11 protein-coding genes are annotated in these 10,797 nt (G+C 56.6%); 3 read left to right on the top strand and 8 right to left on the bottom strand.

Annotation, left to right across the window (positions count from 1 at the left end; all coding sequences use genetic code 11):
• On the top strand, positions 1-1,518 hold a 1,518-nt coding region (locus HQL65_07065; GenBank protein MBF0135983.1), incomplete at its 5' end, for a GNAT family N-acetyltransferase.
• A gap of 239 nt (positions 1,519-1,757) precedes the next feature.
• Entirely contained in the window at positions 1,758-2,018 is a 261-nt protein-coding gene (locus tag HQL65_07060; protein ID MBF0135982.1) for a DNA-binding transcriptional regulator, read from the top strand.
• Positions 2,019-2,046: 28 nt separating this feature from the next.
• On the opposite strand, the gene HQL65_07055 is transcribed toward HQL65_07060, so the two are convergent.
• A complete protein-coding gene (locus tag HQL65_07055) occupies positions 2,047-2,316 on the bottom strand; it encodes a helix-turn-helix domain-containing protein (GenBank protein MBF0135981.1) in 270 nt (89 codons plus the stop codon).
• A 184-nt stretch (positions 2,317-2,500) separates the two neighbouring features.
• Here HQL65_07055 and HQL65_07050 point away from each other — a divergent pair, with 184 nt between their 5' ends.
• Complete coding sequence (locus HQL65_07050; protein MBF0135980.1) at positions 2,501-3,706, top strand: molybdopterin molybdotransferase MoeA; 1,206 nt, start codon at positions 2,501-2,503, stop codon at positions 3,704-3,706.
• A gap of 67 nt (positions 3,707-3,773) precedes the next feature.
• On the opposite strand, the gene HQL65_07045 is transcribed toward HQL65_07050, so the two are convergent.
• The 7 genes from HQL65_07045 to HQL65_07015 all read right to left on the bottom strand — a co-directional run bounded on the left by HQL65_07045 (position 3,774) and on the right by HQL65_07015 (position 10,773).
• Positions 3,774-4,037 (bottom strand): BrnA antitoxin family protein, encoded by a 264-nt coding sequence (locus HQL65_07045; GenBank protein ID MBF0135979.1) that lies wholly within the window; start codon positions 4,035-4,037, stop codon positions 3,774-3,776.
• Positions 3,997-4,323, bottom strand: a complete 327-nt coding sequence (locus HQL65_07040; protein MBF0135978.1) for a BrnT family toxin — start codon at positions 4,321-4,323, stop codon at positions 3,997-3,999. Before HQL65_07040 ends, HQL65_07045 begins: the two co-directional genes overlap by 41 nt.
• 163 nt (positions 4,324-4,486) lie before the next feature.
• The gene (locus tag HQL65_07035) at positions 4,487-7,462 is read right to left on the bottom strand and encodes an FAD-dependent oxidoreductase (protein ID MBF0135977.1); all 2,976 of its coding nucleotides are present in this window, start codon (positions 7,460-7,462) and stop codon (positions 4,487-4,489) included.
• A complete protein-coding gene (locus tag HQL65_07030) occupies positions 7,459-9,273 on the bottom strand; it encodes an NADH-quinone oxidoreductase subunit NuoF (GenBank protein MBF0135976.1) in 1,815 nt (604 codons plus the stop codon). Before HQL65_07030 ends, HQL65_07035 begins: the two co-directional genes overlap by 4 nt.
• 14 nt (positions 9,274-9,287) lie before the next feature.
• Entirely contained in the window at positions 9,288-9,878 is a 591-nt protein-coding gene (locus HQL65_07025; protein MBF0135975.1) for an NAD(P)H-dependent oxidoreductase subunit E, read from the bottom strand.
• Positions 9,879-10,034: 156 nt separating this feature from the next.
• Positions 10,035-10,499, bottom strand: a complete 465-nt coding sequence (locus tag HQL65_07020; protein ID MBF0135974.1) for a type II toxin-antitoxin system VapC family toxin — start codon at positions 10,497-10,499, stop codon at positions 10,035-10,037.
• Positions 10,480-10,773, bottom strand: a complete 294-nt coding sequence (locus HQL65_07015) for a hypothetical protein (GenBank protein ID MBF0135973.1) — start codon at positions 10,771-10,773, stop codon at positions 10,480-10,482. The genes HQL65_07020 and HQL65_07015 overlap by 20 nt, the downstream gene beginning before the upstream one ends.
• Between the last annotated feature and the right edge of the window lie 24 nt (positions 10,774-10,797).

Genomic DNA, 10,797 nt, shown 5'->3' with positions numbered 1-10,797 from the left:
CGCCAGATGCCTTTGGATGTTGCCCTGATCCAGGTGACCCCTCCCGACGACCGGGGGATGGTCAGTCTGGGTGTGGCTGTGGATGTGGTGAAGAGTGCTGCCCACAATGCCGCCCTGGTCATCGCCCAGGTCAATCCGCACCTGCCCCGCACCCTGGGTGATGGTTTCCTGCATGTGCAGGATCTGGATTGGCTGGTCCCGTTTGAAGAACCTTTGCGCGAGTATGTGTTGCCGCCACCCGACACGATCACCCGGGATATTGCCCGGCATGTGGCGGCCCTGGTGGAAGATGGCTCCACCCTTGAGGTGGGTTTGGGTCAGTTGCCCCAGATGATCCTCCCTTTTCTGGACGACAAACGCGATCTGGGCATCCATTCCGAAATGATCAGTGATACCATTGTCGATCTGGTGACCAAAGGGTGTATTACCGGGACCCGCAAAACCCTGGATCCGGGGCGCATCGTGACCAGTTTTGCCCTGGGCAGCAAAAAATTGTTCGACTTGCTCCACAACAATCCCCTGTTTGCGTTTCATCCCACGGAGTATGTCAATGATTTTTTCATCATTGCCCGCCAGCGTCACCTCGTGGCCATCAATACGGCCATCGAGGTGGATTTGACCGGGCAGGTGAGTTCCGATGCCATCAGTGCCCGGTTTCATGCGGGGATTGGGGGATTGGTGGATTTCAGTCATGGAGCAACCCATGCCCCGGGTGGCAAATCCATCGTGGTGTTGTCGGCCACGGCGGATGGCGGCAATGTTTCCCGGATAGTGGTGCGTTTTCGGGAAGGGGCGGGCATCTCTCTCGGGCGGGGTAATGTTCATTATGTCGTGACCGAACATGGGGTGGCCTACCTGCATGGCAAAAGCATCCAGGAACGGGCCATGGCCATGATCAGCATTGCCCATCCCAACTTTCGGGCCACCCTGCTCCAGGAAGCGATTCGCCGCTACTATGTCCATCCGGAGCTGGCCGAAGTGGATGGCAAAACCCTCATCACGCCCCGCGACTTGAAAACCACCCTGCTTTTGGACGATGGAACCCAGATTCTCCTGCGTCCCTCCCTTCCCACCGATCAACCCTCCATTCGGGAAATGCTCTACTCCCTCTCCCAGGTTTCGGTGTATCGACGCTTCATGAGCAATCTGAAACGGTTTTCATTCCAGCAACTGAAACAATTCGTCTATATTGATCACCGCAAGGATGTGGTCCTGGTCGGCGTCATTCCGGAAAGCTATGGCGAACAGATTGTTTCCGTGGGCGGATACTATCTCGACCCGATCACCAATCGCGCCGAAGTGGCTTTTGTGGTTCGCGATGCCTGGCAGGGTCGCCGGATCGGGAAATTTTTGATGCAATATCTCGTCACCCTTGCCAAACGTAACGGCATCCGGGGCTTTACCGCCGAAACCCTCGTGTCAAACCGGCTCATGCGGGCCGTGTTTGAAAAAAGCGGCCTGAAAGTCACCAGCCGGATCGAGGATGATATCATCTATTACCAGATGGATTTTCAGTAGAGTGGATCGTTTTTTTCAATGCTGGAGTGCCAAGCAGAAAATTGAGCTTGAAATGTAGCTCTGAGAACTATACGTTGAGGACGGGGGGTGATGTGGTCTAGGTGAACCGGTATGCGTATTTTCAAAAACAAGTTGTTTGCTAAATTTGCCTGCCTTTCTTTGTCTATGGTTTTTCAAAAAAAGATCGGGATGATATCGACAGTGATGCCTTCGCGGCGATCCATGAAACGGCAGCCGGGATGTACGATGCCGGGGTTATTGACAAGCAAACGATGCGCAGTTTCGATCTTTCCTGCCTGACGCCAATTCATGATTTTACTGGCGATGATGTGCGTGCCTTGCGTTTGCGTGAGGGGGTCAGCCAAGCTGTTTTTGCCCACTATTTGAACGTGACCAAGGATTATGTCAGCAAGTGGGAGCGCGGGGAGAAAAAGCCGACAGGTACCTGCCTGAAACTCCTCTCCATCGTGGAGCGCAAAGGGCTTGAGGCCATAATTTGACATGCAATCAGGCACCAGCCATTCGGTATCAGGTAAACCATTTCAATGCTTCTGGATTGTGGTTGGCAATCCGCAGAAGAGAGACAGCAGGACCAGAAGGAATACGCCGACCCTGTTCCCAATCTTGAACAGTACGCACACTCACTCCCAGCAATCCTGCAAACGCTGACTGGGACAACATAACCTTTTCCCGCACCACGCGGGGGTCGGGTATGGCTATTTGAGTTGATTTGCCTTTTCCTGCCTTGATGGCCCGGACTCCTTCCAGCAACTCTTGCCCAATGTCTCTTTTTTTCATTTCTCCAATTCCTTCCGCAATTCTGCCAGGACATTTGAGGGAATCTCTTCCGCTTCGTTTTTGGCGTAGAGAGTCAACAGCCAAATTTTCACTTTCATGTTTTTATTTTTTTGGGATTTTGATCCAAAATCGAACAAGGATATGGTATTCTCACCACTTTATGTACTTCAAGGGGAGGTATGGCATGATCTCATTCGCAGAAGCCCGGGAGCGGGTCCTGGCCGGAGTCAATCCCACTGGTCGGACCGAACAGATTGATGTGATTGCCGGTCTGGGCCGGGTGCTGGCCATGCCCATCACCGCGCCCCTGGATGTGCCCAATCACGACAACAGCGCCATGGACGGATACGGCGTGCGCCTGGCCGATTTATCCCCGACCCGGGAGACAATCCTGACCGTGGTGGCTGACCTGCCTGCCGGTGACCGTCTGACCCAACCCCTCGCTGCTGGTGAAGCCGTGCGCATCATGACCGGTGCCCCGATTCCCGCCGGCTGCGATTGTGTCGTCATGCAGGAACATGTCCAACGCCAAGCCAACCAGGTCACCATTCCCCCCGACCAACGCAGCGGACAAAACATTCGCCGGGCCGGCGAGGATATTCGCACCGGTACCCTGGTCCTGGAACAGGGGCGTCGCTTGACACCCGCCGACCTTGGCCTGCTGACCTCCCTGGGTTGCACGAGCATCACGGTTACCGAAAAACTCCGGGTGGCCGTATTGTCCACCGGCAACGAAATTCAACCTGTCGGGACCCCCTTGTTGCCCGGGCATCTCTATGACAGCAACCGCACCACCCTGAAAACCGCCCTGGAAGCTTTGGGAGTCACCATCGTCGATCTGGGACTGGCCCGTGATGACCGGGAAGAGATTCAGGCCGCCATGGCCAGAGGGGTCGCCAGTGCCGATGCGGTGATCACCACCGGAGGTGTCTCCGTTGGAGACTACGACTTGATCAAGGAAATACTGGCCAGAGAAGGCCATATTGACTTTTGGAAGGTCGCCATGAAACCCGGCAAACCCCAGGCTTATGGTCGTCTGGGAGAGGCCGCATTTTTTGGGTTGCCGGGCAATCCGGTCTCTTGTCTGGCGGTATTTTTGCTCATGGTCCGACCGGCCCTGCTGCACATGATGGGTGCCACGCCGGAACCAGATCGGCGCTTGCGCCTGCCCCTGCGCGGTCGTCTGGTCAAAAAACATGGCCGCATGGATTTTCAGCGCGGCGTGGTTCACTTTGATGCCGATGGCCCCTGGGTGGAAAGCACTGGTGCCCAGGGATCAGGCATTCTGACCAGCATGAGCCGGGCCAACGCCTTCATCGTCCTGCCGCCACCACCGACAGAGATGCATACCGGTGATCTCGTTGATGTCTGGCTGATCGATTACAATTGATGGACGAGCGACGCAAAGTCACGTAACGATCTTTTCAGCCAGCCACCGGCGGACAAGCAACGCTAGGTCATGCATTGACCTTTTCGGCCAGCCACATTTTGATCAAGGCGTGATAAGGCACATCCTGCCTGTTGGCGGCGACCTTGATTTGTTCGAGAAGATCCACGGGCAGTCGCAAGGAAATGGATTGGGTGGACGGCCTGAGATTGGGAAAACGTACCTGTTTGGCTTTTTCCCAATCGACATAGGCCGTGGAGTCATTGGCTTCCCAGAACAGTCGTTCTTCGGCTTCATTCTGAAAGGCGGGGATTGGCCTGAGTTTTTTGGCCATAAACATGACGCTCCTTTCGATTCATGTCGCGTGCAGAGATCACCCGGATTCTCGTCGAATGATGACGCAGTGTGAACGTTACATGCAGCAAGCGTCCAGACTTCGTTTTTCCCAGGGCGTGGATACGCTGCTCTGCCTGACTGTGCTGGATATCTTCCACCAACAGAAGCGGGAGGTTGAAAAAGACCTGCTCAGCTTCCTCCTGATTGACTCCGTGCTTATCAACACTCTTCCGCTTGTTACCTGAATCCCAGTCAAACCCAATTGTACGCTCAAAATCGATCATGATTGTACACTTGAATACCAGACCAAAACAAGAAAATCAGGTCCTGATTACCCACATGAACAAACAAGAGGCTCCTCACCCGAAGCACCCCGCATAATTCATTACACGGGGTGCTTGCGGGCAAGGCGAGAAACAGCGACAGACTACAATTTGAGCGACTGCATCACGGCCAGGCAAGATTCAGTTTTTGCATATGTTCCTTGAACCGGATTTGCCGCAGAGAGGGCATGGCCGGCTCCAGAACCGGGGGAAGGGTGGTTTGGACCACGCGCACATGGTCGCCATTCAGGACCAGCATGGGAGCCAGCTCGGGGACATCCCGGATCAGCCGATGCTGAAGGACTTCCATCTTGCTGGCATCCGGATCATTGAGCATACGGGCCATGAACTTGACGATACTGCGATTGGGACCCGTAATGCCCAGGACCGGGCGTATCCGGCCCATTTGACCGTCCCGATTCAGATACGAGCCGAAGTTTTCCAGAGGATCGGCGGTTTGGAGATAGATGGCGACAACCGCATTGCCCCGGAAAGGCCCGATGAGGATGCGGCGTGTCACATCCACATGAGGTGATTCCACCGTGGTTCCCACCATGATCAGGACATCGGGGCGAAGATCCGGATTCCAGGGAACGGCACCCAGCCTCTTGAGCAGAGACACGTTGGCCTCGCCCCGGAATTTTCCGAAGGGTTTGACGGGACCGGCAATCTCTGTTCCAGTCTGGTAGTAGAGGTTGCCTTTTTTGGCCCGGGCGAGCATGGATGCAAGATACGTCTGCTCGACGGTCATGAAGGGCGAAAGGACGATTGCCGGATGATCGGCATGATTGAGAATATCTTCGATCCGGCCCATGGCGGTTTCCGGATCGGCGACAGGCTCTTCGCCAATGAGACGATAGCTGAAGCGTCCCTCGGCGCAAATGTTGGCACCATTGACCGGATCGCCATCAATGGCACGCACCTTGACCACCCGGCCATCGGCGGTATGCACTTCCAGACCACAGCCGCGACTACAGGCCGTGCAGGTGGTCTGCCGGGCCATGCTGACCCAGGGACCGGTACTTTGGGTGAAGTTGACGGTCAACGTACCCGTGGGACACAGATCCACGCACATGCCGCAGGCATCGCAGCCGGTCTGCGGCAGCGGATCGTCGAAAGTAGGACCGATCCGGGTGGCAAAACCCCGGTTGATGAAGCTGAGGGCATGAATGTTCCGCACCTCTGAACACATCCGAACGCAACTGGCGCAGGTGATACATTTGTCCGGTTCGATGGTGATCAGGGGGTGACGCTGATCGACCGTATAGGAGCGTCTTTCGCCGGAGAGGCGGTGTTCGGTGGCTCCGTAGGTCGTCGAGTAGTGACGCAGGTCGCAATCAAAACGGGCTGCGCAACCACAAAGGATGCAGCGGGAAGCTTCGGCCATGGCCTCTTCCCGGGTCAAACCCTCGTTGATGGATGCCCAACCACCCTGATTGGTCAATCTTTTTTCCGGGGGATGGGTGCTTTCTCTGGCGCGCTTTTTGTGGACAAATCTGGGTTGATAATCGGCGGCATCGAGATCGGCCAGGCGTCCCTTGGACATGGTGTACTGGCTGGTCAGACGGACCTCGGCCCCGTTCAGGTGCAGGTCGATGGCCATGGCGGCCCGGCGACCTTCGCCAATGGCCCGAATGAGAATATCGGGTCCGAAAGAGCAGTCCCCGGCGGCAAAGACACCGGGAACACTCGTCACATTGGTTTTTTCATCATAGATGATGGTATTCCAACGGGTGGTCTTGAGCTTGTCCGTCTCTTTGCTGATGCAGGAGAGATCGGGATCCTGGCCGATGGCGGCGATGATCAGATCGAAGGGAAGATCCTTTTCACTGCCGGGAACCGGCACCGGACTGCGGCGTCCCGAGTCGTCGGGTTCACCGAGTTGCATGGTGATGACGCGCAGGGCACGCGCTGTGCCGTTTTCGTTCAGGAGAACTTCGACCGGAGCCACCAGATATTGAATATCGACGCCTTCCTCATGGGTTTCCTCCTGTTCCATGGGGAGAGCGGGCATTTCGGTTTTGGTGCGCCGATAGAGCAGGGCCACTTCGGCCCCCAACCGGCGGGCCACGCGGGCGCAGTCCATGGCGGTATCACCGCCACCGATGACGGCAACCCGGCTTCCTGCGCCAATGTGCAGGGGTTCGTTCAGGACGGCCTTGCGCAGAAAATCCACCCCGCCGATGACGCCGGGGACATTTTCATTGGGGACCCGCATGGGTTTGGCCTTGTGGGCACCGATGGCCAGCAAGACAGCCCCGTAACCGCGTGCCCGGAGGTCGCTGATGGTAAAATCCTGTCCCAGGCGCTGGTTATGGAAAACCGACACGCCCATGTCCAGGATGGCCTGGATCTCCTTGTCCATCAAATCCCACGGCAACCGGAAACGGGGAATGCCGTAGCGGGCCATGCCGCCCAGGGCGGGCAGGGCTTCGAAAATGTGGACGCCATGGCCCATTTTGCGCAGATAGAAGGCGGCGGAAAGTCCGGCGGGTCCGCCGCCGACGATGGCCACCTTGTATCCGGTATCAGGACCTGGTTTGGGGACGAAAGGTCCGTTGATCAGTTCATATTCGGCGGAAAACCGTTTCAGGGGGTTGATGGCCACGGGTTCATCGACCAGACCCCGCCGGCACTGGGATTCGCAGGGGTGTGGACAGATGCGACCGCACACCACCGGCAGAGGATTGCGTTCCTTGATCAACCGGACTGCGGAGGCAAAGTCGCCATTGGCGATATGGGCGACATATCCCTGGATGTCGATATTGGCCGGGCAGGTCGCTTCGCAGGGGGCGACGCAATCGCCGACGTGATCGGAGAGCAGCAGATCCAGGGCGGTTTTGCGGCTGGCGGTCACTTTGGCGCTGTCGGTGTCGATGACCATGCCGGGGGTCACTTTGGTCGAACAGGCAGGGAGAAGTGTCCGGGCATTGGCCACTTCCACCACACACAAAAAGCAGGAGGCAAAAGGTTTCAGCCGGTCATCATGGCAGAAAGTGGGAATGTGGATGCCATGGGCTTCTGCCACGTCACGGATGGTGGCACCAGGGGCCGCTTCGGTGGAGCGACCGTTCAACGTAATGGTGATTTTGTTGCTCATGCGGACGCCCTCGCTGGCTGGGAGTGGGCCGCTTTCAAGCCGAGCGACTCCACCATGACGGCCTCGGGATTACAGACCTCCTTGCACATGCCGCAGTTGATGCACAACTCCTGGTTGATGAACCACGTTTCGGGTTTTTTCAACTCGCCGGTGATGCATTCGGCTGGGCAGTACCGTTTGCAGATGGTGCATCCGGTACACTCTTTCTGGTTGATGGTATGGGTGATCAGGGCTTTGCAGACTCCGCCCGGGCACCGATGGTCCAGCACATGGGCCAGGTACTCTTCCCGGAAATATTTGAGGGTGGTCAGGACCGGGTTGGGTGCGGTCTGACCCAGGCCGCAGAGGCTGGCGTCCTTGATCTGGGGTGCCAGGTCTTCGAGAATTTCGAGGTCTTCCATGGTACCGCGACCGCCGCATATTTTGGAGAGAATCTCCTTCATGCGCAGGGTACCGATGCGGCAGAATGTGCATTTGCCGCAGGATTCGACCTGGGTAAAGTCGAGGAAGTAGCGGGCGATATCCACCATGCAGGATTGGGAATCCATGACCACCATGCCGCCTGAACCCATGATGGCACCGGTGGCGTTGATGGCTTCATAGTCGATGATGGTGTTGAACAGGGAGGACGGGATGCATCCGCCGCTGGGGCCGCCGAGCTGGACTGCCTTGATGGGCCGACTGGAGGCGGAGCCGCCACCGATTTCGTTGATGACCCGTTCGATGGTCATGCCCATCGGTACTTCGACGAGTCCGCCGTGCATGACGGCACCGGCCAGGGCAAACACCTTGGTTCCCTTGCTTTTTTCCGTGCCGATGGCTGCATAGACCTTGCCGCCGTTTTTGAGGATCCAGGGGAGGTTGGCGAGGGTTTCAACGTTGTTGATGATGGTGGGTTTGCCGAACAGGCCCTGGATGGCCGGGAAGGGTGGCCGGATGCGGGGCATGCCGCGCTGGCCTTCGATGGAGGCCAGCAAGGCGGTCTCTTCACCGCAGACAAAGGCTCCTGCTCCTTCCTTGATTTTGATATCGAAGGAAAAGTCGGTTCCCATGATGAATTCGCCCAGGTAACCGGCGGCCCGGGCATCTTCGATGGCCTTGCCGAAATAGCGCACGGCCAGGGGATATTCTGCCCGGATGTAGGCGTACCCTTTGCTGGCACCGATAGCGTAGGCGGCGATCAGCATTCCTTCCAGGACGGAGTGGGGGTCTCCTTCCAGCAGGGAGCGATCCATGAAGGCACCGGGGTCACCTTCGTCGCCGTTGCAGACCAGATATTTGGGATAACCGGGGGCGCTGCGGGCAAAGCCCCATTTGGTGGCGGTCAGGAAGCCGGCACCACCCCGTCCGCGCAGCTTGGAAATTTTCACCTCTTCGAGAACCGCTTCCGGGCAGATGCCACCCTGGAGGATGTTTTCGATGGCCTGATAGCTGCCTCTGGCCCGGGCTTCGCTGATGGATGTGGGATTCAGGTGACCCACGTTGCGCAGGGCAATACGGGTCTGGTTGCCCATGTAGGACCATTTTTCCGTTTCCGGCTGATCCGTGGAGCGGATGAAGTTGCCGACGGGCAACTCTCCTTCTCCCCGATGAAAATGGACAATCTTGGGGAGATTTTTTTTGTTGACCTTGCCATACAGGAAGGATTTGCCGTCTGGATTGGTGATTTCGATCAGGGGTTCCTGGTGGCACATGCCCATGCAACTGACGCTGCGCATGTGGGCATCCGGGAATCGTTGTCCCAACATGTTGGCCACATCGCGGGCACCGGCGGCGATACCGCAAGTTCCCTCACCGATGGTGATGGTCATCCCTTTACCGGTCGTCATGGCCGCGCCTCCATGGTTTTTTTCGTCTTGCCTGGTTTGTCGTGGGCCGCGTCGCCGGCATCATTTTTTCCGGCGTCTCCCGGCAGTGCTTCTCCGACACCCTTGGCATGTTTCTGGATGAAGCGTTGGGCATCGGCCCCTTTCAGGTGGGGGAAGGCCTCTTCGCCGATCAACATGACGGGGGCCAGACTGCAACAGCCGATGCAGGCCACCTTTTCCATGGTATAGCTGCCGTTGGCAGCCGTATCCGCATCCGGTTCCCGCAGATCGAGGATTTGGCGAATGGCGGTATCCACCCGGTCTGCACCACTGACATGGCAGGCCGTTCCGTGGCATACCTTGATCATGTGCCGACCAACCGGGCGCAAACGAAACTGGGCATAGAAAGTGGCGACACCATACAGTTGGCTGGCGGTAATGCTCGTATTCCCCACCACGAGATCCATGGCTGTGCGGGGCAGATAGCGATACTCCGTCTGAATGGCTTGCAGCAGCGGCACGGCCGCCGTGGAATCCGACCCGATATCGCTGATCCACTTTCGCACCAGCTCAGGATCCACAGTGGCTTCCAATGACTTATTGCTCACGACGAACCTCCCAATGCAACTTGGTGGCAGTTCAGATGACAGGCAACCGACTCTCGGCAGTTCGCGATTATGTGCCACGGACATGAAAATCACAATGGCTCACTTTCCTGCGCATCTCAGGAGCAGGACCAGCGGATTCCGGGGGTGGGTCATGCGTTATTCTTCTGCAACATCCCCTGGTGTGACCAAACGAATAAGTCCATCAAAACGGCGAAAGTCGGTCACGTTATAGGTGACCAGGGTTGACATACCGTAGGTCAACATGGTGGCGACAATGTTGGCATCGTGGACCTGCTTGCCACCTACCGGAAATTCTTCGAAAATTTGTACCAGATGAGTACTGACCAAAGCATGATCATCGCAAACAGCCATGCGGCGCTGAAATGCAAGCGCCATACGCACGATCCTGTCTCTTCGAATGGGAGAAAAGGCCTTTTGTGGGCGGGAGAGTGCCGCCATGAACTCTCGCAGGATTTGACGACTGATAACAAGTTTCGTGTTGGATCGACGCTTATTGACCAGATATTTGACACATGTTTTGTGATGCAAAGATTTTCCCACGGCGGCATAAACGAGGATATTGGTATCCAAAAACAGGGCGTTATCGTCCATCATCGCCATACAAGGCATTCCGGCTCAGGTCGATATTGTCGTCCCATGAATCGACATGAATAGGTTCAGGCCAATCATCAGGTGGTGCTTCGTCCACGATGACTGGGATGGTTACTGTGGAATAGGTTTTCAACTTGTCTGTCATGGCAAGGCTTTCTTGAATATGATTGCTCTTTCTTTCCATCGCCGCCATTTCCAGGTAACCAATAAAATTCAGTACCACCTCTGCTTTATTTTCTGGCAGTTGCAGCGCACGTTCGTAGATTTCTTCGGCTATGGTCATGGAAGCTCCTGTCATGTACCTGGA

The organism is Magnetococcales bacterium (assembly GCA_015228935.1).
GTDB lineage: Bacteria > Pseudomonadota > Magnetococcia > Magnetococcales > DC0425bin3 > HA3dbin3.
The sequence above is the reverse complement of the archived record's forward strand: the minus strand, read 5'-3'. Positions and strand labels throughout refer to the sequence as shown.